Origin of the sequence: Streptomyces sp. NPDC047061 (assembly GCF_040643955.1) — a bacterium.
Lineage (GTDB): Bacteria > Actinomycetota > Actinomycetes > Streptomycetales > Streptomycetaceae > Streptomyces.
The window spans coordinates 1-19,721 of record NZ_JBEYVI010000057.1; the positions used below are offsets into that span (position 1 = coordinate 1).

Annotated in this window: 12 protein-coding genes and 3 pseudogenes; 8 read left to right on the forward strand and 7 right to left on the reverse strand. The window is 68.3% G+C overall.

Translation table 11 applies throughout. The features are described from left to right. Positions 1–329 precede the first annotated feature (329 nt). Positions 330–506, reverse strand: a complete 177-nt coding sequence (locus ABZ887_RS45835) for a methylmalonyl-CoA mutase family protein (RefSeq protein ID WP_361304655.1) — start codon at positions 504–506, stop codon at positions 330–332. A 121-nt stretch (positions 507–627) separates the two neighbouring features. Continuing rightward, a pseudogene (locus tag ABZ887_RS45840) lies at positions 628–801 on the reverse strand (methylmalonyl-CoA mutase family protein); the annotation flags it as partial. Positions 802–905: 104 nt separating this feature from the next. Here ABZ887_RS45840 and ABZ887_RS45845 point away from each other — a divergent pair. Continuing rightward, entirely contained in the window at positions 906–1,577 is a 672-nt protein-coding gene (locus ABZ887_RS45845; protein ID WP_361304658.1) for a TetR/AcrR family transcriptional regulator, read from the forward strand. Between the two features lie 110 nt (positions 1,578–1,687). Further along, positions 1,688–3,010: a cytochrome P450 gene (locus tag ABZ887_RS45850; RefSeq protein WP_361304661.1), complete on the forward strand. Its 1,323-nt coding sequence runs from the start codon at positions 1,688–1,690 to the stop codon at positions 3,008–3,010. Positions 3,011–3,479: 469 nt separating this feature from the next. Here the strand turns inward: ABZ887_RS45850 and ABZ887_RS45855 are convergent, their stop codons facing one another. Next, on the reverse strand, positions 3,480–4,673 hold the full coding sequence (locus tag ABZ887_RS45855) for a sensor histidine kinase (RefSeq protein WP_361304664.1): 1,194 nt from the start codon (positions 4,671–4,673) through the stop codon (positions 3,480–3,482). A 963-nt stretch (positions 4,674–5,636) separates the two neighbouring features. On the opposite strand from ABZ887_RS45855, the gene ABZ887_RS45860 reads away from it, so the two are divergent. The 3 genes from ABZ887_RS45860 to ABZ887_RS45870 all read left to right on the forward strand — a co-directional run bounded on the left by ABZ887_RS45860 (position 5,637) and on the right by ABZ887_RS45870 (position 10,925). Continuing rightward, positions 5,637–6,320 carry a response regulator transcription factor gene (locus ABZ887_RS45860; protein WP_361304667.1) on the forward strand — a complete coding sequence of 228 codons (684 nt, stop codon included), beginning with the start codon at positions 5,637–5,639 and terminating at the stop codon, positions 6,318–6,320. A gap of 450 nt (positions 6,321–6,770) precedes the next feature. Beyond that, positions 6,771–9,020 carry an MMPL family transporter gene (locus ABZ887_RS45865; RefSeq protein WP_361304669.1) on the forward strand — a complete coding sequence of 750 codons (2,250 nt, stop codon included), beginning with the start codon at positions 6,771–6,773 and terminating at the stop codon, positions 9,018–9,020. Positions 9,021–9,410: 390 nt separating this feature from the next. After that, positions 9,411–10,925, forward strand: coding sequence for an alpha/beta hydrolase domain-containing protein (locus tag ABZ887_RS45870; protein ID WP_361304672.1), 1,515 nt, complete (start codon positions 9,411–9,413; stop codon positions 10,923–10,925). A 383-nt stretch (positions 10,926–11,308) separates the two neighbouring features. Here the strand turns inward: ABZ887_RS45870 and ABZ887_RS45875 are convergent, their stop codons facing one another. Next, the gene (locus tag ABZ887_RS45875) at positions 11,309–12,349 is read right to left on the reverse strand and encodes a porin PorA family protein (RefSeq protein ID WP_361304675.1); all 1,041 of its coding nucleotides are present in this window, start codon (positions 12,347–12,349) and stop codon (positions 11,309–11,311) included. 2,120 nt (positions 12,350–14,469) lie between these two features. On the opposite strand from ABZ887_RS45875, the gene ABZ887_RS45880 reads away from it, so the two are divergent. Then, entirely contained in the window at positions 14,470–15,057 is a 588-nt protein-coding gene (locus ABZ887_RS45880) for a TetR/AcrR family transcriptional regulator (RefSeq protein WP_361304678.1), read from the forward strand. Between the two features lie 330 nt (positions 15,058–15,387). Here ABZ887_RS45880 and ABZ887_RS45885 read toward each other — a convergent pair whose 3' ends face one another. After that, positions 15,388–17,004 carry a subtype B tannase gene (locus ABZ887_RS45885; RefSeq protein WP_361304681.1) on the reverse strand — a complete coding sequence of 539 codons (1,617 nt, stop codon included), beginning with the start codon at positions 17,002–17,004 and terminating at the stop codon, positions 15,388–15,390. A 520-nt stretch (positions 17,005–17,524) separates the two neighbouring features. Here ABZ887_RS45885 and ABZ887_RS45890 point away from each other — a divergent pair. Continuing rightward, positions 17,525–17,725: pseudogene (locus ABZ887_RS45890) on the forward strand (transposase); the annotation flags it as partial. A gap of 3 nt (positions 17,726–17,728) precedes the next feature. Beyond that, a pseudogene (locus tag ABZ887_RS45895) lies at positions 17,729–17,899 on the forward strand (IS5/IS1182 family transposase); the annotation flags it as partial. A gap of 36 nt (positions 17,900–17,935) precedes the next feature. Here ABZ887_RS45895 and ABZ887_RS45900 read toward each other — a convergent pair. Beyond that, positions 17,936–18,535 carry a hypothetical protein gene (locus tag ABZ887_RS45900; protein WP_361304684.1) on the reverse strand — a complete coding sequence of 200 codons (600 nt, stop codon included), beginning with the start codon at positions 18,533–18,535 and terminating at the stop codon, positions 17,936–17,938. A gap of 21 nt (positions 18,536–18,556) precedes the next feature. Beyond that, positions 18,557–19,366 (reverse strand): FAD-dependent oxidoreductase, encoded by an 810-nt coding sequence (locus ABZ887_RS45905; protein WP_361304687.1) that lies wholly within the window; start codon positions 19,364–19,366, stop codon positions 18,557–18,559. Between the last annotated feature and the right edge of the window lie 355 nt (positions 19,367–19,721).

Genomic DNA, 19,721 nt, shown 5'->3' on the forward strand with positions numbered 1-19,721 from the left:
GCTGCTTTTCGACCGCGCGCTCCGAACCGGCGTGTGTCGCTTCATGGACACGGCGCTGGAGATCCGCGAGCTTCCCCGCGGTCGTGTGAATGTCGGTGTCGGACGGAGACGGGGTCTGCATGCTCACCGGGTGGGCTCCTTCTGACCGGTGCGGCCGAGGACCAGGCCTGCGGAGTGCAGCGGTCCCGCAGCCGACCCGTAGGCGAACGAGTGGTCGAGGATCGTTGGTCTCGCGCCAGGGCGCGTCGCGCGGGCCGGCACTGCCGGCCGACGAGGTACGTCGTATGGAGGTGTCATGGAAATGCTCCGGAAGCGGTGTGCGACGGCTCTCAGAGTGCGGGGCTCGCCGCGGCGTCGGCCACGTGATGACTGAAGACGGCGATCGTGTTCCGGCGTCGTAGCTCCTTGTGGCAGTACGCAAGGATGTCGCTGATCGGTCGCAGTGGCTGTTTGGGCGCGAAGTCGTAGGTGCCGCGAGCGATGTACTCCTTGACTACGTCGTTCACGAGTGCGTCGGTCAGTGGGCGCTCCGCGACCCCCTCTTGCCGTAACCGGCTGGTACAGCAGGATCGGCATCGAGGCCGGCGCTTTGGCCGGCGGCAGGTCCTGGAACAGCGTTCGCGTGTCCTGGATCGAGTTGATCGCCGCACCGGCTTTGCCGGCCTCGCCCCGGGCCATGGCCTCGCCGGAGTCGTAACCGATCCGCGTCGGTAGGTCGAGGGCAACACTCAAGCCGCCAGTGCCGGCGCCGACCAGCTCGTGATGGAGCAGACCGGACTCGCCCTGTGCAACGGAATCCACTCCCTCACCTCCTGTTCGGTACTCGATTTCTTCAAAATGGTACTCAGTACCATTGTCTGCGGCAAGTGGCCTCTGGGCGTCGGCTCGGGGAAGGATGTGCGGTCATGAGCAAGCCACCTGTGCGAACGCGACTCGCGGACGCCGCGTTCACCCTTTTCGACGAGCGCGGATACGAGCAGACCACCGTCGATGACATCGCCGAACGGGCCGGAGTGGGACGTACGACGTTTTTCCGGCACTACGGGTCCAAGGAAGCCGTCATCTTCCCCGACCACGATCGGTTGCTGGAACTGATCACTGACCGCCTCGCGACCTCCAGCCACAGCACCGCCCTGGTCGCCGTGTCCGATGCCGTCCGCCTGGTACTGCTGCACTACATCGACGAGGGCGACCTCGCGCGCCGTCGGTACGCGCTGACCAGCAAGGTGGCTGCCCTGCGCGACCGGGAGATCGCCAGTGTGGCCCGGTATCAGCGGCTGTTTCGCGAGTTCATCGCGGAGTGGATGGGGGACCCTACGGAGTCGGCGTCGCTGAGAGCCGAACTCATGGCGGCGTCCGTCGTCGCGGCCCACAACCACATCTTGCGCCGTTGGCTGCGAGGGGAGTCCTCCGACCCCGTCACCGAGGTCGACGAGGCGATGCGCGAAGTGCTCTCACTCTTTCCGGCGCCCGGTTCCGCGCCGGAGGCGGGGCTCGGGACCACCGTCGTCGCGTTCAGAACGGGACAGGACATCGAGGCGCTGCTCCCGGAACTAAGGCGTCTTGTTCAGGGCTGACACCACGGCCGGATCGTTGACCAGGGCGGCGGAGCGTGATGGAGGAGTAACCGAGTGATGCCGCGCACACATGGCCTGGGGGCGTGTCGCGTGCGTGCTAGCTTCCGGCCGTGACTTCCCCGGTTTTCGATGCCATCGTGCCCGGTGCCGGAGCGGCCGAGTGCGGTCCGGCGACCGGTCCTGGGTCTTCCGGCAGCCATGAGTTGTTTGGACTGCTCGACCTGTTCGGTGACTCTTTCATTCGCGACCCCTACCCCTGGCTGGACCTCCTGCGGTCCGAATCTCCCGTGCACCACGACCCCGCCACTGGTCTGTGGCTGGTCAGCCGCTACCAGGACATACGCCGGACCCTGCTCGAAACGGATCGGTTCCTCCCGGACAACGCCCAAAATGCCGTCACCCCCCTGCCAGTCCCCGTACTACGCGTCCTCGCTCGCGCCGGATTCACTCTTCCGGTCGCACTCGCGAACAACGGCACCCCCAGCCATCCCGGACTGCGTCGGGTGGTCACGCGGTTCCTCAACGCGCAGCGTGTCCAAGCCGCCGTCCCGGTGATCGAGCGTATTGCCGAGGAACTGCTCGACGGAGTGCGGTCTCAGCTGGTCCGTACCGGCAACTGCGATCTGTTCACCGCGTTCGCGCAGATCCTGCCGTGCCGGGTGCTGATGGAACTCCTGGGCGTCCAGGGTGTCGAACCGGCCACTCTGATTCGCTGGAGCGACGCCTCACTGGAGCTGTTCTGGGGCAAGCCTCCGCCGCAGCGGCAGCTGGAGTTGGCTGCATCGGTCGCGGAATTCCATCAATGGCTCACCGCGACCGTGCGCGGCGGCATTGCCCCTTCCGACTCGCTCATAGGGGCGCTCGCACGCCACCGCCTGCCTGACGACAGGCCACTCGACGTCGAGACCGCGGTCGCCGCGTGCTTCTTCGTCCTCATTGCCGGCCAGTCCACCACCGGGCAACTCATCGCCACCGTACTGCGCCGGGCGCTGGCCGAGCCGGGCATGTGGCCGCAGGCGGCCGAGGAGGCGGGTCTGGTTGAGCCCTGGGTGGAGGAGGTCCTGCGGCGGGAGCCGCCCGTCACCACGTGGCGCCGGGTGACCGCGCAGGCCACTCGACTCGGAGGGGTGCAACTGCCGGCAGACGCACCGTTGTTGTTGATGCTCATGGGTGGCGGTTCCGATCCGGCCGTCTTCGCACAGCCGGAACGCATGTGCCCGAACAGGGCGAACGTCCGCCACCATCTGGCGTTCGGTGCCGGTCGGCACCGTTGCCCTGGCGCGTCCCTGGCGCGCACGGAGGCGGTGGTGGCCCTGCGGGCGGCAGCACGCCGCCTCCCGGACATCCGGCCGGCTGCCGAGGCGGCGGACCCTCCCTTGCTCGGCCTCCTCTCGTTCAGAGCGCCACTGAAGGTGGCGGTGGAACAGTCATAGGACGCATCTCGGCGACGTGCCGGCGTCACTCAGCTCGGCCGTCCTGTGGGTGGTCAGTCTTGCCGAGTCTTGATCTCCTCGGCGCGCTTGGGAAGGACGCGGCAGAGTCCGACGCCGACGCCGTGGTCGACGGCCGACTCGACCGCCTGCGCACCGGCAGGGGCACCGGCTGACTGATGGCGAACTCGCGCCGCACGGATGACATTAAGGTCCGGCACACCGACACTGCCCTCCGCGGAACCACGAAGTCTGCGCCCCTCGTTGCAATCCGTCCGTGGACAACACGCAAGACAGTGGCCGGTTGCACCCGCTGCCAGGGCCCAAGCGCCCTGGTCCGCGTGGTGAACGCATGGATGCCGTCCTCCGCGGAGAGCGTCGGGCTCATGTGATGACCCATACGGAGGCGACCAGGAGGACCCGGCCGCGGTGCCCGGGAGTACCTCCGCGGCTCCTGGCCGGCACGGTCGGCTCAGGCTGGCGGCGTGTTGAGGCACAGCGGCAGTTCGATGGCGACTTCGAAGCCGCCCTGGGGGCGGCGGCCCGCCTGGAGGCGGCCGTTTGCGGACCGGGCGCGCTCCCGCATACCGATGAGGCCGTATCCGCCGCCGGAAACCGGCGGGAGGGAGGACTCGGCGCCTGCCTCGTTGGTGACGGTGATCCTCAGCAGGTCGTGCGCGTAGGACAGCAGCACCTCGGCCTTCGAGGTGGAGGCGTGCTTGGTGACATTGGTCAGGGCCTCCTGCACGACGCGGTACGCCGTGAGTTCTGCTCCGGGGGAGAGGGGTTGCGGCCTTCCCTCGACGGTCAGCGTGACGGTGAGTCCGGTGCGCTGGAACGAGGTGAGGAGGTCGGAGAGCCGGTTGAGGCCCGGTGCCGGTGCTGTGAGGGTCTCGGCCTCGTCCTCGTGGCGGAGCAGAGCGACGCTGGCCTTGAGTTCGCGCAGGGCCGAGGAGGTGGTGTCGGCGAGGCCCGCGACCATCTTCTCGGCGTCGGCGGGCCGGGTTCGGATGAGGTGTGAGACCGTGCCGGCCTGGGCGTTGGCCAGGGCCAGGTGGTGGGCGACGATGTCGTGGAGTTCGCGGGCGATGCGCATCCGCTCCTCTGTGACGCGGTGCCGTGCCTCCTTCTCCCGGGTGCGTTCCGCGTGCTCGGCCCGCGCCTGCACGGCCGCCAGATAGTCCCCCCGCATGCGGGCCACGGTGCCGAGGGCGGTGGGTATCAGCAGCCAGGCGGCGGGGCTGATCGTTCTGAGCACGAGCGGATCGTGAGCGGGTCCGCTGATCAGCGCTGTGACCAGGAGCAGGATGATGCAACTGAAAGTGAAGGTGTTCGCGGTTCGTCGATTGCTGCGGCCGGCCAGGGAGAACAGCGCCACCATGAGAGGTCCCAGCACGAAGGGGGAGAGGACGTAGCCGAGTGCGGTACTGATCACGGCGCAGCCCATGGTGACGGCCACGGTGGCCCGGGGCCGGCTGCGCCGCAGCACCAGGGCGATGCTGGCGATGGCCGCGAGGAGCACGCCTGGCCACCACGGGGTGACAGGTTCGTCCCCGGGGAAGGTGACATTTCGGCCGAGGAAGAAGCAGGCGAAAAGCACGGCCGCCAGAGATGCGTCGACGGAGCGGGGATGGTTGCGCAGGATCCGCTGCACACTGTTGATCACGGTGGGAGTTCCTGTCGATTGCTGCGACCCGGGCGGCCGTTCGCTCCTGGCGGGCGCGGTGGTGCCCCGCCGGTGAGCAACGCGGAGTGGTTGCCCGACATGGTGCAAAGGAAGGTGGCGGTGTTCTGTCCGACAGGCCAAGTCCGACGACGGCCCAGGACGAGAGTAGACACATCGAGCGGGCAGGTTCATGGGGACTGCCCATCCGCCTAAGCTGTCGCGGTTCGCGCCGTCCGCCGCCGCGAGGCGACCGTTCACGGCTGTCGCACCCGGGCCGCCCTGCCGAGCCCGCTCCAACGGCCGAGGCTGTCAGCACTGCGCGGTCCGTGGCACCGGGCACGGGACTCCCATCGAGGAGCGCCGGGCGTGGCGGTGGGCCTATACGTGCGGGGAGCTTGCGAGTTGCTCAGAGTGAGGTGCGGAACGGACCTGGTCTGCGATGCCTCGGCGAGGGAGCTCAGGAACGCCTGAACCCTTCAGCGACCCGGCCAGCGTTCAACCGTGCCAGGGATTCGCTGTCGAGAGCCCTGGCCGGGGGAGTGGACCGAGGTGGTCGTTTCCGGCGAATGCGGACGCAGGTGATGATGTGATCTCGCCGTCCACCGCAAGCGGTCGGAACCGTCGTGCGTACAAGAGACGGACCATCCCTGACGGTCTGTGCGGTCAGCCCCGACCGGGGCCAGGCTCCCGCAGCCTCCACCGCGGGCACGCCCACAAGATTCTCACATCCTCGGGCCCATGGGACTGGTCCGATCCCCGCACTGCACCCGTATCGCTCACCTACACTCGCAACGGGCCGACCACTTCGGTCATCGACGCACCACGACGACCTGTCATCCCCGTCCGGTGACGGCTTCGGTGCACGGACAGCCGAGAGCGGCCCGACCAGGGAGAGCCACGCTGCCGTCGACAGGGTTGACCCACCCTTCGGACTCCCCTCATCTCGAGGAATGATCACACCCGATGACAATCCGTGTCCTGCTCGCTGACGACCAGGCCCTGTTGCGGGCCACCTTTCGTATCCTGATCGACAACTGCGACGACTTGCAGGTGGTAGCCGAGGCAGCCGACGGCGATCAGGCGGTCGAGCTGGCTCGTCAGCACCGCCCCGACGTCGTGCTCATGGACATCCGAATGCCGGGCACGGATGGCCTCGCCGCCACCGAGAAGCTCTGTGCCGACCCGGAACTCGGTTCCACCCGTGTCCTGATCCTCACCACGTTCGAGACTGACGAGTACGTGGCACAGGCGCTGCATGCAGGGGCGAGCGGATTCCTCGGCAAGGACGTCGGCGCCGACGACCTCCTCACCGGCATCCGTGTCGTGGCGGTCGGCGATTCACTGCTGTCACCGGCCGCCACCCGCAAGCTGATCACGCGTTTCCTGACCTGCTCCCAGCCCAGGGAGCAGCTCGCACCGCCTGAGGCCCTTGCCACGCTCACCAACCGTGAACGTGAGGTGATGGCACTCGTCGCTGAGGGCAACTCCAACGCGGATATCGCCGAGTTGCTCTTCCTGAGCCCGCTGACCGTCCGAACCCACGTACACCACGCGATGGCCAAACTGAACGTACGCGACCGAGCCCAACTCGTCGTCGTCGCTTACCAGTCCGGGTTGACGCGTGCCAACCCGCCATACTCGGGCTGAGCCGCCACACCTGAACCGACCTTGCGTAGCGCCGCATTGATCACACGACGAAGGCCAAGTCTCCTCCGAGGGCCAGCCGTTGTGCGCCCTGGCCCCCGGTGCGAAGTGCGCGCTCCTCGGCGCCGGCGGTGCTCATGCGGATTTCCGTGGTGGCGCAGCTCCGGTCGCCGGCGCGGATCGGATCCGTGCGATGCCCCGCCGGCTACTGCGTCCGCCGTAGGTGTCCACGCCTTCGGCGCTCACCCGGTCCGGCGATCATCCCCTCCCCGACGTCGTCTCATGCGCCGGTCATCCGGCAGCGGCATCCGTGGAGCACGTCCGGTGATGCCGATGAGCCGGATCGACGTACTGCCAACTCAGTAGCGCGACTGTCGGCAGCGGGACGAAGACGGGCGAGCGCGGCTCGGAGAGCCTTCCGGTGTTCCCGAAAACCTAGTGTGGAGACCGTCCGTGGCTGCTCTTCTCTATCGACTGGGCCGTCTGGCCTTCCGGCGGCGCTGGTACGTCGCTCTTCTGTGGGTGCTGGTGCTGGGCGCTGTCGGCCTGGGCGCCTCCCGGGCAACCGAGCCGGCCGGGCAGGACACCAGCATGCCGGGCATCGAGTCCCAGCGGGCGTTCGACCTGCTGGAGTCCCGCTTCCCGGGCAGCGTGGCCAACGCCGCGAGCGCCCAGGTCGTCTTTGTCGCCCCGGCCGGACAGAAGATCGACTCGGTCGCCAATCGCTCCGTGATCGACACGTTCGTGGACCAGGCCTCCGGAGGCAGGGACGTCGCGATGGCGGTGAACCCGTTCCAGGCGCGGTCGGTGAGCAAGGACGACACGATGGCCTATGCGACCGTCACCTACAAGGTGACGTCGACCGACCTCACGGACGCGGACAAGACGGCGCTCCAGGGTGCCGTGGACAAGGCCAGGGACGCTGGTCTGACCGTCGAGGTGGGCGGTACGGCGCTGGCGACCCAGCCCTCAGCGGGCGCGCTCACCGAGGTGATCGGCGTCGGCGTCGCTTCTCTCGTCCTGCTGATCACCTTCGGATCGATCACCGCCGCCGGACTTCCCCTGCTCACCGCGGTCGTCGGCGTCGGCGTCAGCATGGCCGCGATCACGGCCCTCTCCAGTGCTTTCGGGCTGTCCGAGACGACCGGCACCCTGGCCACCATGCTGGGCCTCGCCTGCGGCATCGACTACGCCCTCTTCATCGTTTCGCGCTACCGCGAGGAGCGCGACCGGGGACACACGCCGCAGGAGGCGGCCGGCCTCGCCGTCGGCACCGCCGGATCGGCGGTCGTCTTCGCCGGGCTGACCGTCGTCATCGCGCTGGCCGGACTGTCGGTGATCGGCATTCCGTTGCTCACCAAAATGGGCCTGGCCGCCGCGGGCGCGGTGGTCGTCACCGTGCTGATCTCGCTCACCGTGGTCCCGGCCCTGCTCGGCTTCTGGCCGAACGCGGTGCTCGCCCGCCGCGTGCGCAAGGGCTTGCGGACGAAGGGCGGTCAGGACAACGGGGGCACCCGCTGGGCCCGGATCGTGCTGCGCCACCCCCTTCCCGTCCTCCTCCTCAGCGTGGTCGGCCTGGGACTTGTCGCCGTCCCCGCGATGGACCTGCGGCTGGGCATGCCCGGCGCCGAGTCCAAGCCCACCTCCACCACCGAGCGCCGCGCCTACGACGCGATCACCAGGGGCTTCGGCCCCGGTGTCAACGGGCCGCTCACCATCGTCGTGGACGCCAAGGGCGCCGCGGACCCGAAGGCCGCCGTCGGCACGATCGGCAAGGCCGTCGCCGGTACCGACGGTGTGGTCTCCGTCTCACCGGCCCGGTTCAATCCGGCCGGAGACACCGCGGTCTTCTCCGCGGTGCCGGCGACCGCACCCACGGACCAGCGGACGACCGACCTCGTGCACGCCATCCGCGCCGAGCGGCCCGGCATCGAGTCCAGGGCCGACGGGGCCGACTTCGAGGTCACCGGTACCACCGCGTTGAACATCGACGTCTCCCAGAAGGTGCAGAACGCGCTGATCCCCTACCTGCTGGTCGTCGTGGGCCTGGCCGTCGTACTCCTGATCCTGGTCTTCCGGTCCGTCCTCGTGCCGCTCAAGGCGGCAGTCGGCTACCTGCTGTCGGTGCTCGCCGCCCTCGGCGCGGTCGTCGCGGTCTTCCAGTGGGGTTGGGGCGCGAACCTCATCGGGGTGCAGGAGACCGGTCCGATCATGAACCTGATGCCGATCTTCCTGGTGGGCATCGCTTTCGGCCTCGCCATGGACTACGAGGTCTTCCTGGTCGCCCGGATGCGCGAGGCGTACGTCCACGGGGAACAGGCCGGCCAGGCGGTCGTCACCGGCTTCCGCCACAGCGCCCGGGTGGTGGTCGCCGCCGCGCTGATCATGATGGCGGTGTTCTCCGGTTTCATCGGCTCCGGCGATTCCATCGTCAAGACGATCGGGTTCGGACTCGCCGTCGCCGTCCTGTTGGACGCCTTCGTCGTCCGGATGGCGTTCGTCCCCGCCGTCCTCGCTCTGCTCGGCCGCAACGCGTGGTGGATCCCACGCCGGCTGGACAGGGCGCTGCCCGCCATGGATGTTGAGGGCGAGGCCCTGGCACACCTGTCCACCGTCTCCGGCAGCACAGGCACCGGGGCAGGGACGGAGGGCGCCGAGCGTCGGCAGACCGCGAAGAGCGGGGCACCGGAATCCATCCGCTGAGCCACCGCCAGAAAGAGCGCCGATGGAGCCTGATGCCTGCCCGTCCGGTTTCCGCACCGGCGCCGCTCGAACCCCGGTCATGAGCACCGCCGACGTGCCGTGACGTGGTGAGGCACCGCCCGAAGACCGGGACCGATTCGAACAGAAGCGGTTTCGTCGCGCCGCCCCAGGACACCGGGGCGGCGCACGCTCCCGGACCCGAACTTCCCCATCGGGTCCGGGAGCCCCCTCTCTGCACAGTCACCGTGCTCGCCGAGCACAGCAGAACCATCGTCGTGCGGACGAACCTCGGCCGCCTTCCGGCGGCGGACAGGACCTCAGCCGCGCGCATACCGATGGCCGCTCCTCCCGAATCCGGAAAGGCATCCCATGTTCACGCAATACCGCGGATTGACACGCGGTCGCCTGCCATGGCTGGCGGCGGCGCTCGTCGTACTCCTGGCCGCGACGACCGCAGTCCTCACCACCACGAGTGCCTCCCACACCTCGCTGCGGTCGTCCAACGTGTCCTCGGCGGCCGACACGGCCGTCACCGGGCCCGTCACCGGCGGTGCCGGTGAACCCCAGCTCTACGGCACGGCGTTCGACCTGGGCAAGGTGGGCTACGAGGAGTCCGAATACTTCCTGTCGGGTACCGCCGACAGTTACCGACCCGTCAAGCCCCTCACCACCGACGGCAGGTGGAAGGTCGAACCGGCGAGTACGGCGTCGTACACCACCCGCGTGGTCGTGGACCGGCCGAAGGATCCCGCGAAGTTCAACGGGACCGTGATGGTCGAGTGGCTCAACGTCACCGGCGGAGTGGACGTGGCCACGACCTGGATCCAGACCCACAACGAGCTGATCCGCGAGGGCTACGCATGGGTCGGCGTCTCCGCCCAGGCCGCGGGCGTCAACGCGGCCAAGACGAGCGACCCTTCCCGTTACGCCGCCCTGAGGCACCCGGGCGACAGCTACTCGTACGACATCTTCTCGCAGGCCGGGCAGGCGGTGCGCGACTCGGCGGCCACCGTTCTGAACGGACTGCGACCGCGTACCCTGCTGGCCATCGGCGAGTCCCAGTCGGCGAACCGGCTCACCACGTACGCCGACGCCGTCCAGCCCCTCGCCAACGTCTACGACGGCATCCTCGCGGAGAGCCGGGGCGGGGTCGCACCTGTCCTGTCCGCGCTCTCCCAGGCTCCGCAGGCTGCCGTACCGGTTCCGGACGGCTTCCACGTCCGCACCGACCTGCGGGTGCCCGTTCTCGTCTTCGAGACCGAGACCGACCTGGTGAAGCTCGGCTATCTGGCCGCCCGTCAGCCCGACTCCGTCCGATTCCGTCTGTGGGAGGTGGCGGGAACCGCCCACGCGGACACCTACATCACTCCGGTCGGCCCCACGGACAGCGGTGACGGCCAAGGAGATGTCGCGGCGTTCAACACCCTGCTGAACCCGCCGGCGACCCCCGATCCCACCCACCCGGAGGTGAGCTGCAACACGCCGATCAACGCGGGCCAGGCCCACTACGTCCTGGAAGCCGCCGTCCACGCCCTGAACAAGTGGGTGGCGACGGGAGTCGCGCCGGCTCCGGCACCGCGGCTGCGGGTCGACACCAGCGGCCCGACCCCGGCGTTCGTCCTCGACGCCAACGGCAATGTCGAAGGCGGCATCCGCACGCCGTCCGTGGATGCTCCGGTGGCGACCCTCTCCGGCCTCGGCCAGGAGGGCTCCTTCTACTGCACGCTGTTCGGTACGACGGTGCCCTTCAGTGCCGGGAAACTCGCGGAACTGTATCCCACGCACGCGCGGTTCGTCGCCAGTTGGTCCGTGAGTACCGCCGAGTCGGTGGCCGCAGGGTACATCCGTCCCGCGGACGCCACCATGCTGGTCAAGGCCGCAGCCCGCTCCTCGGTGGGCGGCTGACTTCAGCCGAGCCGATGCCGCCCGCGCATCCGTACGAGATGAGCGGGCGGTGCTCGGTCGGGTCGGCGGTCTCCTCGGCTTTCGACGGCATCCGTGCCTGGACGCCATCGTGGTTTCCGGCTGCTGCGGCGGTCGGCCAGGCCTGATGCGACCAGGGCGCGAGCGACGATCCGTACTGCGACAACGGGAAACCCACGTCGCCGGAGGCGGCAACCGCGCACTGCCGAGAGGCCCTGCTTCCATGCAGCACCGCCAGACTCACGTGAACCAGGCCTCCGTTCGAACCACTCCGACCACGCGGACGGACTGAGGACAACCAGCGATGTGGCACGGGTGGGGCGGTGCATCCTGCAGCCGTCCCACCCCCCTTTCCGGCGGGCGGCTCAGCCGGCAGTCATCGCCACGGTCTCCTTCGTCACGGGCTGCACGACGGCGGGGCGGCGACGGCGCAGCACGGCGATCGTGAGCAGCAGCAGCCCCACGCCGAGCAGCGTCAGAGGTGCGACGGTCCTGATCATCAGGAGCTTGGTGTCGATGGTGCCCGCCTTGTCGGCCATGTCCGCCTTGGTGGCGGCAGTGGGCTTCACGTCCAGGGCAAGCACGGGCAGAAGTGGGATCTCCTTCTTTCCGGCCGTCACATTGGCGGTCACCCGCTCCTGGTAGTGCGAGTCGAGGACGAGGCCGCTGTCCTGGTCCAGGAAGACGTCGATGACCGTGGCGACCGTGTAGGACAGCGGGATCGGGTCCGGCAGGGCGGCCGTTTTCGGGGCGAGCGCGGCGGCGGTGGCGGCGGGAAGCTGGGACACGAACGACTTGGCGAGCTTCTTGGGCAGTGCGGGCGGCAGGGTGGCGAGCACGTCGCTGCTCTTGAGCGCTCCGGTGACGCTGATCTTGTACCTGTTGACGTCGTGTCCGCTTGCCCGTCCCGTGCCCTGGAAGACCACCCGTGCCGTGGTCTGGGTCAGGGGGTTGTAGTAGGTGTAGGTGTTGTCGGCCTTGGGGTGGATGGGGAAGATCACGGTCAGGCCCTTGGCCCGCTCGACGTTCTTCCAGCCGGCCGGCGCCTCGACGGCATTGAAGTCGCCACGGTCCACCGCGTATCTGGAGGTGCTCGGCGCCGAGTTCGTGCCGATGTGAATGGTGAGATCGTCGGCGACGAGGGCGGTGTCGCCCTTGGTCTTCACGACGTGTACCCGGCGGTCCATGGTGGCCGGCACACCGGAGAGGAGCGCGTGCGCGGTGTCACCCGCGGCGAGAGCCTTGCTGTTGAGCACGGTTGCGGTGCCGGAAAACCCGGCGCTCACGTCGGTGTTGCCGGGCAGCCGGGTCAGCAGGGGGGCGATGATCGGTCGAGTCACTGCGGCCAGGGTGATCAACACGATCCCCAGCACGCCGTACACGATGGATGAGCGGCGAAGTGCCATGGGTTCTCCTTGATGGGGCTGCACCACGGGACGTGACGGCCGATGCGGCCTCCGACGGTGCCGAGCGGTGTGGCTTAGGGGTGATTGGAAGCGGTGTCAGGGGACTGGCACGGAAGTGATGAACGCCGAGGGAGCGGCGTGCTGCGGCTCGCATGTGCCAGGGTTGGGAATTCCGGTGTCCGGCGGAGAGGCGGGCGGAGCTGTCCAGGTGATCTCCACGGCGTGTCGAACGTGTCCGTCCCCTGCAGTTCGGGCTCGCAGGGGCGGGTCCCGCCGCTTTCGGCCCGTGGCCGGATGCCGAGGTGAACGATCACTCCGCCTCTCGTGGGTAGGGGCATCGCGGGGCGGCCCCCGGCCGCCCATCCATGAGGAGCCTTGGGCTTTGGCGTGGGCGGGTCGGACGAAGGCCCCGCTCAGGGCACGTGAAGCGGCGGCCCCGCCTGGGGCTGCGGCCGGTGTCCTGGGCGACTTTGGGCCGACAGTCTCCTGGGCCCTAGGACGGTCAACGGGGTGGGCGACTGCCGCGTGATCGACAGAGGCAGGGAACGTATTCGGCATGTGGTGCCTTTCGGTCGGGCGGCGTGCGAGTGGCACCCGTCGAGGCTGATGACCTTTCGCGTTCGGATGCTTGCTCGCCGAAGTCGCCCTGGGCAGGATCGGTGTCCCCGAGGAGCGGCGGAGCGTGAGCGGTGCCGGTGCTGGTGGCGGAGGAACCGTGGTGGCCTGTCGCCGGTCCTTGTCGAGCTGTCGTCGGCATGCTGTGTGCCGGAGGTCGTCTTTTTGGACCTCGCTCACCCGGCCGGGACGCGGTAGCGCGGGTCATCTCTCGGTCAGGCTGGAGGAACGCGCGTGGGACATTCCGGGTCGCCGCATCCCGGTCCGGGTGGCTGAGTCTGTTTTCGGTGTTCTGTGCCCCGTCTCAGCAGGGTGAGGAACACCGCTGGACGCCGCGCCCGGGTAGTCGATACCGGTCGGCTGTCGCGGCGACGGCGAGCGAATGCGTCGCGGAGGGGTGTAGCTGAAGTGACCAGGACGAACTGTCCCGGCGGTGGGTCATCGTGCCGTCCGGCCGATGTACTCCACGGAGCCACACACGCTGCGACGTAAAGAAGGGAGCCGATGCGGAGTCGCACCGTGTTCCGACGGCCGAGGAACGGTCGGGCAGCACTGGTCCAGGGAGGTCCCGAATCCCGTTCGACCCCGCCTGGCGCCAGATCGCCGTTGGAGGCCGTGCCACCCAGCTGCGCCTGCGACAGGACGACGGCCGATCAGGGGCGCGACGTGACCGACGCGGCACATTGTGACGCTGGGGATATTCCGGGCGACGGCGCAACCGAGGCGATCAGCGCCCGGGGTGCCAACAGGTTCCGGTCGTGGAACGAGCTCGGCCGAAGTGGGATTCCCGTCGAGCAGACGCGCGCATCTGCCCCCGGCCGGCTGGCCGTTCATCGCGGGCGTCCGAGGGCGCCGACAGGGTGAACCGCTGGGTACATGTGGCTGCTCGCTCTTCATTGAGAAGCTGATGTGACTACGAGTCGCTTTCGCGCCAATGGCGAGCAGGTTAACGTCCGCGTGATGGCTCGACAAGGCCTCGGGCCTGCCCTATTTACACCGATCAACGCCTGTGTCGCAGCTTCTGGGAGGTGGCTGCCTCGGAAAGCGTCATCCTCGGCTCTCGGGTTGCATGTGATCGCTAGTCGCAGAAACATTGCTATGAAGCGGCTTCTGTGCCCGGTTGCGGGACTCCATCCATGGCCCGATTTCCGCACGTCGACGTCGAGGGCCTGGTAGCGACAGGGGGGTCGCAGTGGAACAGGACCTCGGTATGCGATGAGCGGTCACATGCGCACCTGCCGACGCCAGGATGTGGATAAATATGCATATGGGGATATTAGAGACGGGTGGATCTTCGAGCGGCGTCGTCAACTTGTATGATGGTCCATGCGCGAACCATGTGACCTGGGCATGAACCGCCACTTCAGCGGTGGATCGGAAGGACTGAAGTGACTTCCAATCATGAAATCGACGACGCCGCAGAGGCTCTCCCTCCTGCCGTGTCGGAGCTCTTCGGGACCGGTGCCAGTACGGCACGGGGGGAACGGACTCGGCAGGAGCTGATCGTGGCGGCAACGATCTGCTTCGAGGAGTTCGGTTACACCAAGACCCGCATCAGCGACATCGTGCAGCGGGCAGGTGTCTCCCACGGCAACTTCTACCGGCACTTCACGAACAAGGCGGACGTACTGACCGCCGCCATCCACCCCTGCGTCCGCGACCTGCTGCAGGTCACCCGGCGGAACGGTCAGTCCGACAGCGGTGAGCTGCCCGCTCTGATCGCGAGCGCCACCTCCTATTTCACCGTCTATGCCCGCCACCGCCAGCTGATGCGTGTCATGCATGAGGCCGCCGCGGCGCAGGACGGCAGCGGCTTCATCGAGAAGTGGCTGCTGATCCGTAATGAGTTCACCGCCCGCACCTCCGGATGGCTCGGGCATCTGCAGGAGCGAGGTGTCATCGCTTACGACTGCGATGTGGACGCGCTCGCCGAAGCGGTCAGTGCCATGACGGAGCAACTGGCCTATCTGAACATCGCCTTGCCGGAGAAGGCTCCCCGCGCTGAGCAGCTGATCCGGATGGGGCGGACCGCGGGCGAGATCTGGTACAGGTCCATTCCCTGGACCCCGAGGACGGTCCCGCCCGTCACTTGAGCAGTGTCTGAGAGCAGGTGCTCGCTGACGCCTTTGCCACGCTGGGACGGCCGTGGCGCCCCTCCGATCGTGCAACGCTCCTTGGGGGGGGTGTCGCCCGGTCGGGGTGAGAGGCACGCTGGCGCACAGGGGTTCCTGGCGCCTGCCGTGTCTCCGGCTGTGCAGTCGGAGGCCGTAACAGGTCGACCTGCCGACGCCCCATGAGGGCTGCGTTGATTGTCGGCAGGTAACCACGATTCATGAATCACCCCCGAGGCAACCTGGCCCTCGTTGTCAACGGGAGTCGCTGCGGAGGCCGGAGCCGTCGAGGCGTCGGCCTCGGCAGCAAGGCTATGTGCGCCGGTACCCGGTGAGGTGGTTGATCCACGCGATCATGGCGTCGGCGTCCTCGTTCACGGCATGGCCGCCGTCCCAGTAGAGGTAGGAATTGACGTCGTCGCCCAGGTTGTCGAGTTTGGCGGCAAGGTTGAGGACGATGTTGTGCGACGTGTTGGTGTCGAGCGAGCCGGTGCGCAGCCACCAGTGCCGGGAGCGGCCGGGGTTGCGCTGCCCGATGAAGTACATCGGATTCATCAGCCTGATCTTCTCGGGCAGGTCGGCGTCGAGTTGCGCGGTGTCGTCGCCGGTGGCGGTGCGCAGGCTGTAGAGCGTGAAGTGACGGGCGTTGGTGGTCGAGTCGCCGAACTCCTGGTTCTCGAAGGCGCTGACGTCGAGGGCGTCGAAGGAGGGGGCGTTCTTCATCCGGTGGCCGATGTGAGAGAGGAAGCCGTCCCAGGTGAAGGTGGCTTTGTCGGCGGACCAGTTGATGAAGGGGTTGGTGGTGAGGTAGGCGGTGCGGTCGTCGGCCGACAGGGCGGTGAGGTAGGCGGTGGCCGAGGGCTGGAGGTAGAACTTGAGCATGTAGTCGGCGTAGTTGTCGGCCGCGAGGGTGCCGAAGCCCTTGATGCCGCGCAGGTGCAGGGAGCGGAGGTAGCCGGCGTACGCGTCCTTCAACTGCGTGGAGTAGGGCTGTGCGACCGCGGTGCCGCCGGCCAGGGGGAGCGTGCCGAACATCCACTCGTAGGCCATGTCGGCGTGGTCGAGGTCGGTGATGGGGGAGTAGGCCGTGGTGGCGAAGACGGCGTCGCTCTCGTCGGCGGCCCCTATCTCCCTGAGGTAGGAGTGATAGAGCGGGCTGTCGCCGGAGGCGCCGAGCAGGGAGGAGAGCGCTGCGCCCGCGCTGCCGCCGCCGGAGACGATCCAGTCGGTGTTGCCCGGGATGCGGTGCCTGTTGAAACGCAGGTAGCGCACGGCCGCCTTGAGGTCCACGATGCAGGCCGGGGCCTTGCCGTAGTAGGTGCCATCGGCGGCCACGTTGTCCCGGCCCCGGACCCCGGGCTCGACCACGACCCAGCCGTTCGCCAGCGCGTACAGAGCGTTGTTCTGGCGCGCGGTGGCGCCGTCGCCTGCGCCGTTGCCGCCGCCCGCACCCCCGCCGCCCGGGCCGCCGATGATCGGGCCGGTGTAGCCGACGCCGGTGGCGTCCGCTGTACTGGAGGAGGAGTAGCCGCCCATGATGTTGGCCAGCATGATCGGGGCGCGGGAGGCGTCGACCGCCGTGCCGTCGATTTCGGCGGGGACGCTGATGTTCAGGCTCTGGTAGGTCGCGTCGACCGGCTTCGCCACGTAGGTGACGGCCTTGTAGAAGTGGTATGTGACCACGTGGTCGCCGCTGCCGGTGGTGATGGTGGTCGTCAGGACTGAGTAGGCGTCCTTGTCGAACTCCAGCGACACCGCGTCGCCCGCGGCGGACGTGGTGGACGCGGCCTGGCCGCTGCCGGTCGGTGCGGCGGCGTTCGCCGGAGCGGTGGAGAGGGCGGTGACCGCCGGAACCGTGGCCGCTGCGGCGATGCCGGAGATGACACTCCTGCGCTTCATGGTCTGGGAGACCTTCCCGGTCGGCGACATCCCTCGGCGCTACGCGTCTGCACGATGGCTGGTGGCGGGCCCGATGCGGCCGACCTGCTTGATCGCTGTGCATGGACAGGTAAGACACCCACGTTAAATATTGTCGCCAATATTATCAACAATATCGTTGCGACTTATGGCGAGCTCATAGCTGAGGGCTTCAAGGACCCAGGCGGTGTCCCGGTACGGAGGCCTCCTCGGTCACGTCCTGCAGGACGGCCGCTGGCCTTCGGGCACGGCATGACTGTTCCCCCACGTCGAACCGATGACCTGGGGGCGTGTCACAAGGCCCCAGGGGCGCGGTTGGAGACGCTGAGGAGGTCCGGCCAGCACCTGGCGTGGCGGAGTGCCCGGTGGCTTGCAGGCGGCAGGTCTGCATGTGATGGATGCGCGCATTCGACGCCGAAGCCCTGGCCGGTACCGCACGAACCCGTTTCGGGAGGATGGGTCGGGCAACATCGACAACGTGGGCTTCTTTGAGGAGCTGCCCCAACAGAGAGCCGCAGCTGCGGCCGCCGTCGACGGGCTGGCCGCGCAGTGCGGCACCTCCTGGTGATCGTGGACCAGCCCGTCTCGATCGGAGCCCCGCCCCCTGACGGTTGCTCAGGACGCCGGCTGCAAGGGCGTCCCGGCCGGCCTGTCGATGCGCCCGGTCGCTGCCCTGCACCCGGGCAAGACGAAGACCGACGCGAGGGATGCCGCGGTGATCGTTGACGGCGCATACGGTCAGGAGGAGGACAACCTCGGACACCGACGGGTGCGGGCCCGCATCGAGCACGCGTCCGCCCGTATGAAGAACTGGAAGCTCCTTCGCGGCTGCGGCCAGAAAGGAGAAGGCCCCCACCACGCCATGCAGGTCGTCGCAACCATGCACCACATCGCGACGGCGGCGTGAAGCAGAAGGGCAGCAGCTCTATGGACATGCCGGCAGTCACCCTTGTGACGGCTCCTGGATCCGGGGCGCGTCGTTGGCGATCCGGATCTGACCGCGCCGGTCCACGATCTTCCGCCGGGGACGTCCGGCTGCGCGACCCGCCCGTCGCTCGTGGTCGTCGAGCCTGAGCCAGCCGGTTCCGTCGACCAGGTCAGGGCAGCGCGCGCGGAGTGCTCGGTCGGCCTCGGAGGCCGTTAGTGTTTCCGCGGTGGGCAGCAATCCGGCTTCGGAATCGGCGAGCAGAGTCCGGACGGTGTCGCGCGCGCACTTCTTGTTCGTGCCGATCATGCCCCGCGGCCCACGCTTCACCCACCCGGTGACATACCAGCCGTACCGGGGCACGTCCCCGTCGTGGATGCGGCCGTCCCGATGGGGAACCACCCCACGCAGGGAATCGAAGGGAAGACCGGCAAGAGGCTGGCCGAAGTACCCGACTGCCCGAAGCACCAGCCCGGTCTTGATGACGGATTCCGCGCCTGTCGGCTGCGGAACCAGTCTTCCGCCGGGTCCGCGCTCGACCTGGTTGCGTGTGACCAGCAGACCGTCCACTCGCTCCGTCCCGATCACCTGGACGGGCGAGGTCAGGAATTTCAGCACGATCCGGCGATCCGCTCCGGACTAGGGACGCTCAGCGAACTGGCGGATGGTCGCCATCTTGCGCCGCCCCGCCTGGTCGATGCCGTCGAGCGCCGGGTCGAGATCGCAGAACGGTTCAGCGCCTTCAACCGCGATGTCCACGTTGCGCAGGCGCCCGAGTTCCTCGAGTTCGGGGTTGTTGAAGGCTCCGTGAAAGTGCGCGCGCCTGCCCAGGACCACTACTTCGCGGACCTTGCTCCCGCGGAGTCTGTCCAACGCGTGGTCTGCGATGTCGGAGCGTGCGAGCTCCTCCGAGTCGGTGCAGAGGATACGAGCCATGTCCATGGCGACGTTCCCGTTGCCGACCACGACGGCTCGTTCATGGCCGAGGTCGATGTCCAACGTGCGGCAGTCCGGGTGGCCGTTGTACCAGCCGACGAACTCCCGTGCCGACCAGCACCCATCGAGGTTCTCCCCGGGCACGCCGAGGTGGTTGTCCTCCGCGGCGCCGCTGGTGTAGACCACGGCGTCGTACCACTGGCCGAGGTCGTCGGGATGCACGTCCGTGCCCACCTTCACATTGCCGAAATAGCGAAACCCGGGGCGCCGGGCCACCGCTCTGAAGACGGTCTGTGCGAGCTTCTTCTCAGGGTGGTCCGGGGCGACTCCATGCCGCAGCAGCCCCCAGGGCGTTGCCAGCCGGTCGATCACGTCAACCTCGATGTCACGGTCGGTGATCTGCTGGAGGCGTCCCGCGAGGTAGGTTCCGCCTGGTCCTTCGAGTAGATGGCCGGCCGCGTACATGCCGGCGGGACCGGCGCCCACGACCGCGACCCGCAGTGGCCGCGTCATGCGAAATGCTCCGCGTTGATCCGGGTGTACTCCGCGTACTTCGCCGGCAGCAGCGACTCCACAGGGCGACGGCGACAGACGCACGAGCGTGGCCCGTGAGTGGCGCACCCGGCGATCCTGCGCCGGCTCGGCGCGATGGGGCGGATACCGGACAATCTGCGCGCGGAAGGGAAGAGATATTGGTCTCTCTCCCCGGCCTTGGACGGTCGCGCGGCCTGGTTCCCCGTTCGCCGTCATGCACCAGTTGCGTTCCGGTGGGGCCTGCTGCGGCCCTGGATCGGCATGCCAGTGTGGTCCGCCCGCTGCACTGGTCCCGCGCCAATCCCAACCTTTCGGTTTGCTGTGAATCATGTCA

Excerpts from the sequence above, each read along its gene's own strand:
- ABZ887_RS45875 (WP_361304675.1), bottom strand. The coding sequence starts at position 12,349 with ATGGCACTTCGCCGCTCATCCATCGTGTACGGCGTGCTGGGGATCGTG.
- ABZ887_RS45860 (WP_361304667.1), top strand. The coding sequence starts at position 5,637 with ATGACAATCCGTGTCCTGCTCGCTGACGACCAGGCCCTGTTGCGGGCC.
- ABZ887_RS45885 (WP_361304681.1), bottom strand. The coding sequence starts at position 17,004 with ATGTCGCCGACCGGGAAGGTCTCCCAGACCATGAAGCGCAGGAGTGTC.
- ABZ887_RS45905 (WP_361304687.1), bottom strand. The coding sequence starts at position 19,366 with ATGACGCGGCCACTGCGGGTCGCGGTCGTGGGCGCCGGTCCCGCCGGC.
- ABZ887_RS45845 (WP_361304658.1), top strand. The coding sequence starts at position 906 with ATGAGCAAGCCACCTGTGCGAACGCGACTCGCGGACGCCGCGTTCACC.